We start from the raw sequence: 13,278 nt of genomic DNA, 5'->3' as shown, positions 1-13,278 counted from the left end.
AGGCAAAAGCGAGTGGGGCGGGACGGGGTCGGCCCGCCGCGCTCAGAAGTGGTTCGCGGACTCGGTCTCGTGTTTGAGTTCGCCGCCGCGGCCGCCCTCGACGGTGGACGCGCCGTTGTCACCGGAGGAGGCCGTCCGCACCGTCACGTCGTCGACCTCGTCGAAGTCTAAGATTAGGTCGCGACGGATGTTGTCGGCGGTGATGTTAGAGATGCCGCAGCCGGAGCAGGTGCCACCGAGTTCGACGACGACCTCGCCGGTGTCGGGGTCCGCCTCGCGCACGACGCTCGTGCCGCCGTGCATCTGGATGATCGGCATCTGCCCGACCATCCACCGCTCGACCCGGTCCGCGAGGCTCTCGTCGCTCTCGTCGCTCATTACCTTCCCTTCGCTCCCGACGATATGGAAAGTTGCGGTTTAGGAACCGCGAGCAAGCGAGAAAGGAACTGTGTCACCGTCGATGAGGCGGGAACGCGCCCGGACGGGCCGCGAGCGGGCGCGGCGAGCGGGCGCGAGGCCGCTATCGGTCCGGCTCGTCGCTCCCGTCGGGCGACTCCTCCGACTGGCTCGGGAGCCGCGTGGGGTCCGCGGCGTCGCCGCCGCGCATCGAGTCGTCGCGTTCGAGCAGGTACAGGAGCGGGCCGAACGCGGTCAATACGAGGACGCCAGGCAGGGGCGCGTCGGGAACGAGAATCGCGGTGACGACGCTCGCGCCGCCGGTGAGGACGACGAGCGCGGCCCACAGCGCCGGGGACCCGAGGTCGACGCCGACGCGGACGGCGTCGCGGTAGACGGCCGCGGCGATCAGGGCGACGGCGACGCCGCCGCCGGCGGCGACGACCGCCGTAGTGACGGACATGGGATCGGTTGGAGCGAGACGCGAAAAAGGGTGTCGCGAGCGGGCGCAGCGCGGGGAGGGGTACGTACAGCGAAACGCGGCGGGGCTACGGCGCTTCGCCGGTCTCGATGCTGAAGGAGTCGCGGGGGTAGGCGACGCAGGTGAGCGTGTAGCCGTCGTCGATTTCGGCCTCTTCGAGCATCTGCTGGTTGTCGTGTTCGACGAAGTCCTCGGAGGGACCGTCGGCGATACGTCCGGCACAGGAAACGCACTGTCCCTGCCGGCAGGCGTACGGGAGATCCCACCCCTCGTCTTCGCCCTGTTCGAGGATGGGCTGGTCGTTCGAGAGCTCGACCGTCTCGCCCTGTTTGACGAACTCGACCTCGAAGTACTCCACCTCGTCTTCGGGGATGTCGCCGGGACCGGAGCTGACGGTGCCGCCCTCTTCGAGTTCGCCCTCCTCGCCGTCGGCACCGGCCGGGATCGCGCCCGCGCCGCCACCGCCGCCGCCGACCGCGCGGTTACCGGGTTCGGGGAACTCCGTCTCCGGAACCGCGGACGCGCGGTGTTCGAGCACTTCCTCGGAGATGTCGGTCGTGGGTTCCCACCCCGTTCCCTTCACGGAGGTGACGAGGAGGACGAGCAGCGTCGCGACCGCCGCGAGCGCGATCGCGGGCAGGCTCACGATCCTCGTGATCGCCACGATCGCCAGTGGGCCAAACATACACGTGGGTATGGAGAGGTGGTTTAAGGCCGTTTTGATCGGTCCAACGGGGTGAGACCGGGTCCGAAGGGTGGAGCGGCCGGCCGCCACCGAACGGCCACGCTGTGGAGCGGTCCATTTATCGGCCGAGCGGTCGACGGGACGGGCATGGAAGTGAAATCCCGGCATCACCTCCGGAGCGACGAGATCACGGCGATCCGCGAGGCGGTCGCCGATCACCTCGGGGTCGACATCGACGGCGAGACGTTCGAGTTCGTCGAGTTCGTCGACGCCGGCTACGAACTCGTCTTGGTCGACGGCGACCCCGCCGTCTTCTACGTCGACGACGACGAGCCGTTCCTCACCGTCCGCGGCGCGAACGACTTCGACCCGGAGACGGGCGTCGTCACCGTCGACGCGGGCGCTATCTCGTTCGTCTCCGACGGCGCGGACGTGATGCGTCCCGGCATCGTCGAGGCCGACCCGGAGATCCGCGGCGGGGACCTGGTCGTCGTCGCCGAGGAGACCCACGGGAAGGTGCTCGCGGTCGGCCGCGCGCTGGTCGACGGCGACGAGATGGTCGGCGACAGCGGGAAGGTCGTCGAGTCGATCCATCACGTTGGCGACGACCTCTACGAGTTCTCCGTCTGAGCGGCCGAGCCCCCGTTTTTAAGCGTCGCAAGCGACGGCAACGATCCCTTATAAGAGAATGTGCTGTGCGGTGGCGCGCGCCTCCGAGCGCCCTTTTAAGGGCGCGAGGAGCACCGCGCGAGGGAGTCGGCGGTCCGAAGCGAAGCGGAGGACCGGCGACGAGGCTGGGGAGGCGTGAGGTGCTGTGCGGTCGGGTGGGACTCGAAGGGGCAGCCGGGAGGCGGGCGGAGGCGTTCACGAGAGCAAAGCTCTCGTGAGCCAATCAGAACGCTCCGCGTTCTGATGACGACGGCAGCACCGCAACGAGGGAGCAACGCGACAGAGTGAGGAGCGCAGCGAGCGTGCGCCCGCCTCCCGGCTGGGGCTTCGGCGCTGTTCGTGTCGATCGTAGTTTACAACGAATTGGCTCTGTTGAAATGATCAATTTATGATATGTTTCTGCTGTCGTGCTGAATATAGAGTATCAATGCAGCAGTGTGGACCACAAGTGATCTGATGCCATTGTAGGACAATCAGTTGGTCAATAGCTGAGTTTGGTTGGCCTTCAAGCACGAATGAAGGGCGGCACAAATGCGTATAGGCAGACGAACAGAGAGAAGATGAGAAACGGAAAATCCAGTGAGTCCCCTGAAATAATAAGCCCCGTTGTAAGAACCGCGAGCGCTAACCCAACAATAGCGGTACGAATCGAACGGAGGTGGACCATGAGCAACGGATTTTCATCTTCGCTCATACATAATATCAGATATTGTCAGCATATGAATCTTTATCAAACAGCTGTTGATAGGTCGATCTGTATGTCCTATATGCTGACCGACCTAGTGATAACGACACCTGTCTCTACCGTGCAAGATACGCGCGTTGTATTCAGCACACGGTTCCTATCAAGGATGAAGGATTTCAACAGGGCCGAATGAGTACGTACAGCCGAGCGAGCGAGACGTCGACGACAGTTCCGCGCGCACTCCACGAGATTTAATCGCCTCGCCCGCGACGCCAGACGTAATGACCGGGATCCGGGTGCTGAGCTACAACGTCCGCTACGCCAACCGCGGCGACCACCACGACGCCTGGCACGACCGCCGCGACGCGGTCGGGCGACTCGTCCGCTTCCACCGGCCCGACGTCGCCGCGTTTCAGGAGCCGCTGCCGGACCAGCGCCGCGACCTCCGCGAGCGGCTCCCGGAGTACGAGTTCGTCGGGCGCGGCCGCGAGGCCGACGGCGAGGGCGAAGGCTGTCCGATCGCGGTCCGAAGCGACCGCTGGGAGGTCGTCGACAGCGACACGTTCTGGCTCTCCGAGACGCCCGCGGAGCCCTCGACCGGCTGGGACGCGTCGTATCCGCGGATCGCAACGTGGGCGCGGGTCCGGGCGGTCGGCGGCGACGCGCTCCTCGTCGTCAACACGCACTTCGACCACGTGAGCGCCCGCGCGCGGCGCGAGTCCGCGCGCCTGCTCCGCGAGCGGATACCGGAGATAGCGGCCACGGCGGGCGACGACGCCGACGGACCGATCCCGGACGGACCGATCGCGACCGTCCTCGTCGGCGACTTCAACTGTACGCCCGGCTCCGATCCGCACCGGATCCTCGTCGGGGACGACCCGGAGCTCGACGACGAACCCGCCGCGGACCCGGCCGACCGAGACGGGCTCGAGCTCCGCGACGCGGCGGTCGCCGCCGACCTCCGCCACGGCCCGGAGACGAGTCTCACCGACTTCGCTCGCCTGATCGACGGGCGGCGGATCGACCACGCGCTCGTCTCGCCGGCGCTCTCGGTCGAGGCGTTCGCGACGCTCGCGGACCGGGACGACCGCGGGCGATACCCCTCCGACCACCTGCCGATCCTCGCGCGGCTGTCGCCGTAGGGGAGTTACTCCGCGTCGTTCCCCGCCGTCTCGTCTTCGGTCGCGTCCTGCTCCTCCTCCTCGGCGTACTTCTCTAAGATCGTCTCGTAGCCGCGCTTGGCGGTCTCGTACGTCTCGCGGAGGTCGGCCACGGGCGTCTCGCTCGCGTCGACGCGGAGGTCGTTGTAGTACGGGTCGTCGGCCTCCGCCTCGGTGTTCCGCACGAGCAGCGCCGCGGACTGGACTTCGAGGTCCTCGCGCTTGTCGCCGCCCGCCGCGTGGCCCGCCGCGAGGGCGTCGATCAGCCGCTCGGCGAGCGGCGCGTCGCCGTGCGCGTCGGACTCGTAGGCGGCCGCGACGTCCTCGATCACGTCTTCGCCGGTGAGGAGGTTGCCCGCAACGGTGTAGTTTTGCCCCTCCAGATGGCCGTACCAGTCGTTACACTCGTCGCCGGAGAACGCGAACGTCCCGTCGGCGTCGACGCCGTGGAGCTGGCGCTCGGCGCTCCCCTCGTCGGCGTTCAGGAGGGCCCGTAAGGCGTCGTCGACCGCGAGCCCGTCACCGAGGTACTCGATCCCCTTCCGCCCCAGTTCGACGTTGACGAGCGACTGGGTCGCCACCGCCCCGTCGGACGACGCGAACGGGCAGAGCGTGCCCACGCCCGGCAGTCGGGTGGTCACCGCCACGCCGAACCGGGTCTGGTCGTCGCCGTCCTCGTCGGTGTACCGCTCGCGAACGCAGATGCTGAACGTCACACGCGTACTGCGTCGGCGGGCCGCAAAAGGGTGGGCCCCGGGGCCGATGATTCCGGTTCCAGAACGGCTGTCCGTCCGAGCGACGGCCCTCCCGGTCGATCCCTCTCGCGAACTGCCGCCCGGTCAGAGGACGCGTCGCAGAGCGGCGCGCGCGAGCCGTATCTTCCGGGCGACGCGCGCGAGCCGTTCAGGTCGGTCTCGCGGTCACCCCCGCCGTCGATCTCACGAACCTCGGATAAACCCGGCCGACGGACCGTCACCGACCGGGGCGGATCCGGCGACGGCGACGGCGGCGATCGGGTCATGTTGGATGTCAACTGCCGACATACTTATCCGTGACAATCCCTCTCACATATATAGCCTCGGATACGGGCGAAGCGACAACCGGCACCGAAACGCACGCCGACGACGCGCTGCTCGCGGCTCGACGAGACGTTGACACGCGCACGGAGAGCGACGGCTCCGTCGGCCGCGTCGAACGCCGGCAACGCCGCCCACTCCGAGCGAACGTGATACGATGGCAGACACCACCGCGGAACGACACACGCTCGAACGGCTCAGCGAGGAGTACCGGACGGAGGTCCCGGACGACCTCAGAGCGGCGCGATCGTTCGACTGGTACCTCGACGCGCTGTACGACGACCCGCGGATCGCCCGGAACGCCCACCAGCGCGTCGCGGACATGTTCGACCACTACGGGACCCACTACGACGAGGAACGCGGCGTCGTCGAGTACGCCCTCGCCGCCGAGGACCCGCTCCACGACGGCGAGAACGTCTTCTACGGCCGCGAGGTCCACGAGGCGATCCACGAGTTCGTCAACAAGGTGAAGTCCGGCGCGCGCGGACTCGGTCCCGAAAAGCGGATCAAGCTCCTGCTCGGGCCGGTCGGCTCCGGGAAGTCGCACTTCGATTACCTCGTGCGCCGCTACTTCGAGGCGTACACCCGCGAGGACGACGGCCGGATGTACACCTTCCGCTGGGTCGACCTCTGTTCGGTGATCGACGACCAGGACCCGGACGACGACATTGTCCGCTCGCCGATGAGCCAAGATCCGCTCGTGCTCCTCCCGAAGGCGCAGCGACAGGCCGTCGTCGACGACCTCAACGAGCGGCTCGACGCGCCGTACACGCTGCGGAACGACCAGCACCCCGACCCGGCCTCGGAGTTCTACCTGAACGAACTGCTCGCACAGTACGACGACGACCTCGAACGCGTGCTCGACGAACACGTCGAGGTCGTCCGGCTCGTCGCCGACGAGAACCGCCGGGAGTGTATCGAGACGTTCGAACCGAAGGACAAGAAGAACCAAGACGAGACGGAGCTGACCGGCGACGTCAACTACGCGAAACTCGCCGTCTACGGCGAGTCCGACCCGCGCGCGTTCGATTACGCCGGCGCGTTCTGTAACGCTAACCGCGGGCTGTTCTCCGGCGAGGAGCTTCTCAAGCTCCAGCGGGAGTTCCTCTACGACTTCCTCCACGCCTCACAGGAGTCGACGATCAAGCCGAAGAACAACCCCCGGATCGACATCGACCAGGTGATCGTCGGGCGGACGAACATGCCGGAGTACCGCGAGAAGACCGGCGACGAGAAGATGGAGGCGTTCAACGACCGCACGAAGCGGATCGACTACCCGTACGTGTTGGAGTACGAGTCGGAGGCGAAGATCTACGAGAAGATGCTCGCCAACGCCGACGTGCCCAACGTCCACGTCGAGCCGCACGCCCTAGAGATGGCCGGCCTCTTCGGCGTTCTCACCCGCCTCGAAGAGCCGACCGACGAGACGGTGACGCTCTTAGAGAAGGCGAAGGCGTACAACGGCGAGCTGGAAGACGAGGAGATCGACCGGCGGAAGCTGCGGGAGGACGCCGCCGAGTCCGCCGATATCGGCGAGGGGATGGACGGGATCTCGGCGCGGTTCGTCGGCGACGAGATCGCCGAGGCGATCATGGACGCCACCCACCGCGACCGGGGGTACCTCTCGCCGCTGTCCGTCTTCGATCACTTCGAGGCGAACCTCGGCGGCCACGGCTCGATCGCGGCCGACGACCTCGACCGGTACGAGCGCCTGCTCGACCGGGTCCGCGAGGAGTACCGCGAGCGCGCCATCGAGGACGTGCGCCACGCGCTGGCGTACGACGTCGACGAGCTGCGTCGACAGGGCGAGAAGTACATGGACCACGTGATGGCGTACATCGACGACGACACCGTCGACGACGAGCTGACGGGGCGGGAGAGCGAGCCGGACGAGACGTTCCTGCGCGCGGTGGAGGAACAGCTCGACGTCCCCTCCGACCGCAAGGACGACTTCAGACAGGAGGTGTCGAACTGGGTCTCCCGGCGCGCCCGCGAGGGGCGCGGCTTCGACCCGCAGGAGAACGACCGGCTCCGCCGCGCCCTCGAACGGAAGCTCTGGGAGGACAAGAAACACAACATCAACTTCTCCGCGCTGGTGTCCGCGACCGACCTCGACGACGAGGACCGGAGCGCGTGGGTTTCGGCCTTAGTCGACCGCGGTTACTCCGAGGACGGCGCGGCGGAGGTGTTGGAGTACGCGGGCGCGGCGGTCGCGCGCTCGGAGATCGAGGACGGCGGGGACTGAGATGAGCGACCGCACCCGATCCGACGGGGAGGCGTTCGTCGCCGCGGCCGACGAGACCCTCCGCGGCGCGTACGACCCGCCGATGAGCCTCGAATCGTACGTCGACCGCGTGTTGGAACGCCCGACCGCGGCCGCCTCCGGCGCGGGGTATCTCCTCGCGGCCGTCGAAGCGTACGGCACGCGGGAGGTCCGCGAGCGCGGCGAGACGCTCGACCGCTACCGCTTCTTCGACGACCCGGCGAACGACGGCGAACACGCGGTGTTGGGCAACACCCGCGCGCTCAACGCGTTCGTCGACGACCTCCGCGCGGCCGCCGCCGGGCGGGGGAACGACGAGACGATAGTCTGGATCGACGGCCCCACCGCGACGGGCAAATCGGAGTTCAAGCGGTGTCTGGTCAACGGGCTCCGCGCCTTCTCGAAGACCGACGCCGGGCGGCGGTACACCGTCGAGTGGAACGTCGCGGGCGCGGGGAGCGGCGGCGGCGCGGGCGGCGCGGGCGCGGCGTCGCTGTCGTACGGCGACGGCGGCGACGCGGGCGAGTGGTACCGCAGCCCGGTCCAGACGCATCCGCTGTCTGTGTTCCCCGAGGCGGTCCGGGAGTCGATCGCCGACGCCGTCGACGGCGACGCGTACCCGATCGCCGCCGACGTGGCGCTCGATCCGTTCAGCCGCGAGGCGTACGACCACTTGGAGTCGGTCTACCGGGAACGGGAGCGCCGCGACCTCTTCTCGGCGATCACCGACCGCGACCACCTGCGCGTGACGAGCTACGTCGTCGACGTGGGACGCGGGATCGGCGTCCTCCACGCCGAGGACGACGGGACGGCGAAAGAGCGGCTCGTCGGCTCGTGGATGGGCGGCATGCTGCGCGAACTCGACTCGCGCGGCCGAAAGAACCCGCAGGCGTTCAGCTACGACGGCGTGCTCTCGCAGGGGAACGGCGTCGCCACCGTCGTCGAGGACGCGAGCCAACACGCGGACCTCCTCCGGCGGCTGCTCAACGTCCCGGACGAGCGCCGGGTGAAGCTGGACAAGGGGATCGGGATGGATCTCGACACCCAGCTGATCGTCATCTCGAATCCCGACCTCGACGCGGAGCTCGACCGACACGCCGAGCGCGGCGACGCCGACCCGCTGAAGGCGCTGAAGCGGCGGCTCTCGAAACACGAGTTCCGGTACCTCACGAACCGCCGGCTGGAGGCGCGGCTGCTCCGCCGCGAGGTCGCCGGCTCGACGCCGGTCGCCGGGGAGACCGGTGGCGGGGTCGACGACCGCGGCGCGGAGGTCCACGGCGCGGACGCCGCGGACGCCGACGGCGACGACCCGGGCGCGGCCCCGCTGTCGATCGAGGTCCGGGAGTCCGACGGGACGGTCGTCGAACGGGAGATCGCGCCCCACGCGATCGGGGCGGCGGCGCTGTACGCGGTCGTCACGCGGCTCGACGCCGACGACCTGCCGGGCGACCTCGACCTGATCGAGACCGCGACGCTCTACGAGACCGGGGAGGTCCGGCGCGGCGACGACGCGGTCACCGTCGCGGACATCGACCTCGCAGAGGGGGACGGCCGCAACGGGATCCCCGTCACCTACGCCCGCGACGCGATCGCCGACCTGCTCGCGACGACCGCCGACCGGAGCCACCCCGACCTCCCCGTCGAGCGCGTGGTCACCCCGACGGACGTGCTCGCGGCGCTCGCCGACGGGCTCGCCGACGCCCCCGTCTTCTCGCGGGCGGAGGCCGCGGAGTTCGAGGGGCGGCGCGCGCCGGTCGCGGCGCAGATCCGCGAGCGACAGCGCGAGGACGTGATCGACGCGGTCCTCGCGGAAGAGACCGTCCCCGCCGAGACGGTGGCCGAGTACGTCGAGCACGTGTACGCGTGGGACGACGCGGACCCGACCGCACGCGGCCGCGACGACGAGCCCCCGGACCCGCTCGCGATGAAGGTGTTCGAGACGGAGACGCTCGGGCGGTTCGGCGAGGGCGACTACCGCGGGACCGAGCCGGGCCGAGCCGTCGAGCGCTTCCGGCGCGAGCGTGTCATCCGCGGGCTCACGCGGTACGCGTGGCGCAACCGAGACGACGCGTTCGGCGTCGACGAGGTGGACCTCGGGGAGGTGCCGGAGCTGGAGTCGGTGATCGAGGCCAACGACCTCGCCGACGTGAAGCGCCGGTTCCCCGACCTCGACCCGGCGGCGTGGCCGGATCCGCCCGACGACACCGAGACGGCGCGGGTGAAAGCGGAGACGATCGACCGGCTGTGCGAGCGGGGCTACAGCCGCGCGTCCGCGGAGCTGACGAGCCGCGCCGTGATGGAGGACGTCCGCGAGGAGTGGGCCGACGTCGATGGCGCGGCGAGCGACGGCGAGCGGGCGGACGACGCCGGCACCGGGGGTGAGAGCCCGTGGGACTGACCGAGGACCGCGAGCGGTTCCGGGAGGTCGGCGAGACGCGCCGCGAGGACCTCGCCGAGTTCATCAGCCGCGGCGACCTCGGCGGCTCCGACGCCGACCGGATCCGGATCCCGGTCAAGCTGGTCGATCTCCCCGCCTTCGAGTACGACCAGCGCTCCGCGGGCGGGGTCGGGCAGGGCGGCGACGGCCAGCCCCAGCCCGGCCAGCCGGTCGACCCCGACCCGGGCGACGGCGACGAAGAGGGCGACCCCGGCGAAGAGGGCGGCGATCACGAGTACTACGAGATGGACCCCGAGGAGTTCGCCGAGGAGCTGGACGAGGCGCTCGGGCTCGACCTCGAACCGAAGGGGAAGCGCGTGGTCGAGGAGGTGGAGGGCGACTTCACCGACACCGCCCGCTCGGGTCCGCGCGGCACCCTCGACGTCGACGAGTTCTTCAAGCGCGGGCTGAAGCGCCACCTCGCGACGGACTTCGACGAGGCGTACGTCCGGGAGGGGCTGTTCGTCGACGGGGCCGACGTGGACGACGTGTTCGCGTGGGCGCGCGGCGACGGCGTCCCCGTCTCCCGGGCGTGGGTCGCGGACACGGCCGCGACGCTCGAAGCCGAGCGGTGCGAGCCGATCGCGGCGCTCGACCGCTGGGAGAGCTTCGATGACCTCGACGACGGGGTCGAGCGGGACTCCGTCACGCGCCGGATCCGCGAAGAGGGACTCGACAGCGTCCCGTTCCGGCACGAGGACGAGCGGTTCCGGCACCCGGAGGTGATAGAGGAGCGCGAGCGCAACGTCGTCGTGATCAACGTCCGCGATGCCTCCGGCTCGATGCGCGAGACGAAACGAGAGCTGGTCGAGCGGGTGTTCACCCCGATGGACTGGTACCTGACCGGGAAGTACGACGCCGCCGAGTTCCGGTACGTCGTCCACGACGCCGAGGCGTGGGAGGTGGACCGCGAGGAGTTCTTTGGGGTCCAATCCGGCGGCGGGACCCGGATCTCCAGCGCGTACGAACTGGTCGAGGAGATCGTAGCGGAGTACCCGTACAGCGAGTGGAACCGGTACGTGTTCGCCGCCGGCGACTCGGAGAACGCCGGCAGCGACACGACCGAGTCGGTGATCCCGTTGATGGAGTCGATCGACGCCAACCTCCAAGCGTACGTCGAGACGCGGCCCGGCGACGGCGCGGCGAACGCCCGTCACGCCGACGAGGTCGAGGCCGCGTTCGACGACGGCGACGGCGTGGCCGTCGCGCGCGTCTCGGAACCCGACGACGTCACCGACGCCATCTACGAGATCCTCAGCACGGAGTCCGGCGCGAGCGACGCCGGCGACGCGACCGGGGCGACCGCCGGACGCCGCGCGGACGGGGGTGACCGCCGATGAGGGACGACCGGATCGAGGCGAAACGCGAGGCCGACGCCCTCGACGAGCCGGCCCGCGAGGCCCGGAAGCTGGCGGAGCGGCTGGGGCTGGAACCGTACCCGGTGCGGTACTGGGTGGTCGACCACGACCAGATGAACGAACTGATCGCCTACGGGGGCTTCCAGCGTCGGTACCCGCACTGGCGGTGGGGGATGAACTACGAGCGACAGCGAAAGAAGGACCGCCACGGGCTCGGGAAGGCGTTCGAGATCGTCAACAACGACGACCCGGCCCACGCGTTCCTCCAGGAGTCGAACGCGGCCGCCGACCAGAAGGCCGTCATCACCCACGTCGAGGCGCACGCGGACTTCTTCGCGAACAACGAGTGGTTCGGGCTGTACGCGGACCGCGGCGAGGGCGGCCCGAACGCCGCGGCGCGACTGGAGCGCAACGCCGACCGGATCGCGTCGATCGCGGAGCGGGCGGACGTCGACCGCGACGAGGTGGAGCGCCTGATCGACGCCGTGACCGCGTTAGAGGACACGATCGACCAGCACAGCCCGGTCGACGCCGCCCGGTCGGTCGAGGAGCCGGGCGTCGCCGCGGACGTGAACGACGGAGACGACGACCCGCTCGCGGCGATCGAAGACCGGATCGACGGCCTCGACCTCTCCGAGGAGGTGCGCCGCGACGTGTTCGACGACGAGTGGCTCGAAGCGCGGGGCGAGGGCGTCGAACCGGAGGACCCCCGGCCCGACGTGCTCGCGTTCCTGCGCGACCACGGGAAGCGGTACGACCCCGAGAGCGGCAAGGCGGTCGACCGGGAACCGTGGGAGACGACCGTCATCGACGCGATCCGCGAGGAGGCGTACTACTTCGCGGGACAGAAGCAGACGAAGGTGATGAACGAGGGGTGGGCGACGTACTGGGAGTCGGTGATGATGGGCGGCGAGGGGTTCGCCGGTCCCAACGAGTTCCTCACGTACGCCGACCACATGTCGCGGGTGCTCGGCTCGCCCGGACTCAATCCCTACAAGCTCGGCTTCGAGCTGTGGACCCACGTCGAGCGCCGCGCGGCGCGCCGGGACGTGATCGACAGGCTGCTCCGCGTCGAGGGCGTCACGCCCGAGAACTTCCACTCGCGGATCGACGTCGACCGCGTCGCGGAACTGCTCGAACCGCACCCGGCCATTGCCGGTGCGGGGACGGCGACGCTCGACGAGCTGGCCGACCTCGCCGCGGAGGGCAATCCGCGGGTCGACGCCGAGGCGGTCGACCGGGCGCTGTCGGCCCGGAGCGGCGATCCGAACGCCGATCCGGACCCGAGCGACGGAGACGCCCCGGACGTCGAGCGGTACCCGTGGAAGCTGCTCACGCGCGAGGGGCTCGCCGAGCGACACTACGTCCTCTCCCGGCCCGAACACCGCGGCGCGCTCCGGAACGTCTCCCGGGAGGCGCTGGCCGAGCGGGCGCGGTACCTGTTCGACGTCGACCGCTACGAGACGGTCGAGGCCGCGATCGACGACGTCGACCGCGCGGCCGGCTGGAGGCGCATGTTCGACGTCCGCGAGAGCCACAACGACGTGACGTTCATCGACGCGTTCCTCACCGACGAGTTCGTGCGGGAGGGGAACTACTTCACTTACGAGTACAGCCGGGCTGCGGGCGAGTACCGCGTCGCCAGCGTCGACGCCGACGACATCCGAAAGAAGCTGCTCCTGCGGTTCACGAACTTCGGGAAGCCGACGGTCGTCGTGATGGACGGCAACTTCCGGAACCGGGGCGAGTTGCTCCTCGGCCACCGGTACAACGGTGTCGCGCTCGACGAGGAACAGGCGAAGGCGACGCTGAAACGCGCGTTCGAGCTGTGGGGTCGCCCGGTCAACCTCGCCACGATCCGCACCGAGTACGGCGACGGTGCCGTCCGGCGCGCGAAGCGGCGCGGAGAAGAGCCCGAGGGCACCGAAGTCGGCGTGCGCTTCCAGTACGACGGCGGCGAGGTGACCGAACACGACCTCGACGACGACCTCGAAGCGCGGATCGCGGCCGACGAGGTCGACTACGACACGAAGCCCGACGACTGGCTGGCGTGATCCGACCGGGAGCG

The 13,278-nt window shown here is 69.4% G+C and carries 11 protein-coding genes; 6 read left to right on the top strand and 5 right to left on the bottom strand.

From position 1 onward, the window contains the following. Window positions 1-42: 42 nt before the first annotated feature. From QOL69_RS09310 to QOL69_RS09300, 3 genes are all read right to left on the bottom strand, one after another. Window positions 43-378, bottom strand: coding sequence for a NifU family protein (locus QOL69_RS09310; RefSeq protein WP_048077536.1), 336 nt, complete (start codon window positions 376-378; stop codon window positions 43-45). Window positions 379-520: 142 nt separating this feature from the next. Then, window positions 521-859, bottom strand: coding sequence for a hypothetical protein (locus tag QOL69_RS09305; protein ID WP_283402948.1), 339 nt, complete (start codon window positions 857-859; stop codon window positions 521-523). 85 nt (window positions 860-944) lie between these two features. After that, complete coding sequence (locus QOL69_RS09300; RefSeq protein WP_048078414.1) at window positions 945-1,562, bottom strand: 2Fe-2S iron-sulfur cluster-binding protein; 618 nt, start codon at window positions 1,560-1,562, stop codon at window positions 945-947. A gap of 147 nt (window positions 1,563-1,709) precedes the next feature. Here QOL69_RS09300 and QOL69_RS09295 point away from each other — a divergent pair, with 147 nt between their 5' ends. Continuing rightward, on the top strand, window positions 1,710-2,192 hold the full coding sequence (locus QOL69_RS09295) for an RNA-binding protein (protein ID WP_048078413.1): 483 nt from the start codon (window positions 1,710-1,712) through the stop codon (window positions 2,190-2,192). A gap of 544 nt (window positions 2,193-2,736) precedes the next feature. Here the strand turns inward: QOL69_RS09295 and QOL69_RS09290 are convergent. Then, window positions 2,737-2,925, bottom strand: a complete 189-nt coding sequence (locus tag QOL69_RS09290; protein WP_048078412.1) for a hypothetical protein — start codon at window positions 2,923-2,925, stop codon at window positions 2,737-2,739. A 272-nt stretch (window positions 2,926-3,197) separates the two neighbouring features. Here QOL69_RS09290 and QOL69_RS09285 point away from each other — a divergent pair, with 272 nt between their 5' ends. After that, window positions 3,198-4,058, top strand: coding sequence for an endonuclease/exonuclease/phosphatase family protein (locus tag QOL69_RS09285; protein WP_283402947.1), 861 nt, complete (start codon window positions 3,198-3,200; stop codon window positions 4,056-4,058). Between the two features lie 5 nt (window positions 4,059-4,063). On the opposite strand, the gene QOL69_RS09280 is transcribed toward QOL69_RS09285, so the two are convergent. Next, the gene (locus QOL69_RS09280; RefSeq protein ID WP_283402946.1) at window positions 4,064-4,792 is read right to left on the bottom strand and encodes a DUF1028 domain-containing protein; all 729 of its coding nucleotides are present in this window, start codon (window positions 4,790-4,792) and stop codon (window positions 4,064-4,066) included. A gap of 517 nt (window positions 4,793-5,309) precedes the next feature. Here QOL69_RS09280 and QOL69_RS09275 point away from each other — a divergent pair. The 4 genes from QOL69_RS09275 to QOL69_RS09260 are packed head-to-tail and all read left to right on the top strand — an operon-like array spanning window position 5,310 to window position 13,264. After that, window positions 5,310-7,397, top strand: coding sequence for a PrkA family serine protein kinase (locus tag QOL69_RS09275; RefSeq protein ID WP_283402945.1), 2,088 nt, complete (start codon window positions 5,310-5,312; stop codon window positions 7,395-7,397). A 1-nt stretch (window position 7,398) separates the two neighbouring features. Beyond that, a complete protein-coding gene (locus tag QOL69_RS09270) occupies window positions 7,399-9,813 on the top strand; it encodes a kinase anchor protein (RefSeq protein WP_283402944.1) in 2,415 nt (804 codons plus the stop codon). Continuing rightward, complete coding sequence (locus QOL69_RS09265; RefSeq protein ID WP_283402943.1) at window positions 9,804-11,192, top strand: DUF444 family protein; 1,389 nt, start codon at window positions 9,804-9,806, stop codon at window positions 11,190-11,192. Before QOL69_RS09270 ends, QOL69_RS09265 begins: the two co-directional genes overlap by 10 nt. Beyond that, window positions 11,189-13,264: a SpoVR family protein gene (locus tag QOL69_RS09260; RefSeq protein WP_283402942.1), complete on the top strand. Its 2,076-nt coding sequence runs from the start codon at window positions 11,189-11,191 to the stop codon at window positions 13,262-13,264. Before QOL69_RS09265 ends, QOL69_RS09260 begins: the two co-directional genes overlap by 4 nt. Window positions 13,265-13,278 lie beyond the last annotated feature (14 nt).

Origin of the sequence: Halorubrum sp. DM2, assembly GCF_901686465.1 — an archaeon.
Taxonomy (GTDB): domain Archaea; phylum Halobacteriota; class Halobacteria; order Halobacteriales; family Haloferacaceae; genus Halorubrum.
This window is presented reverse-complemented; position numbering and strand designations above follow the sequence as displayed.

Coding starts and splice junctions, on each gene's coding strand:
- QOL69_RS09310 (WP_048077536.1), bottom strand. CDS start 378: ATGAGCGACGAGAGCGACGAGAGCCTCGCGGACCGGGTCGAGCGGTGG.
- QOL69_RS09305 (WP_283402948.1), bottom strand. CDS start 859: ATGTCCGTCACTACGGCGGTCGTCGCCGCCGGCGGCGGCGTCGCCGTC.
- QOL69_RS09300 (WP_048078414.1), bottom strand. CDS start 1,562: ATGTTTGGCCCACTGGCGATCGTGGCGATCACGAGGATCGTGAGCCTG.
- QOL69_RS09295 (WP_048078413.1), top strand. CDS start 1,710: ATGGAAGTGAAATCCCGGCATCACCTCCGGAGCGACGAGATCACGGCG.
- QOL69_RS09290 (WP_048078412.1), bottom strand. CDS start 2,925: ATGAGCGAAGATGAAAATCCGTTGCTCATGGTCCACCTCCGTTCGATT.
- QOL69_RS09285 (WP_283402947.1), top strand. CDS start 3,198: ATGACCGGGATCCGGGTGCTGAGCTACAACGTCCGCTACGCCAACCGC.
- QOL69_RS09275 (WP_283402945.1), top strand. CDS start 5,310: ATGGCAGACACCACCGCGGAACGACACACGCTCGAACGGCTCAGCGAG.
- QOL69_RS09270 (WP_283402944.1), top strand. CDS start 7,399: ATGAGCGACCGCACCCGATCCGACGGGGAGGCGTTCGTCGCCGCGGCC.
- QOL69_RS09260 (WP_283402942.1), top strand. CDS start 11,189: ATGAGGGACGACCGGATCGAGGCGAAACGCGAGGCCGACGCCCTCGAC.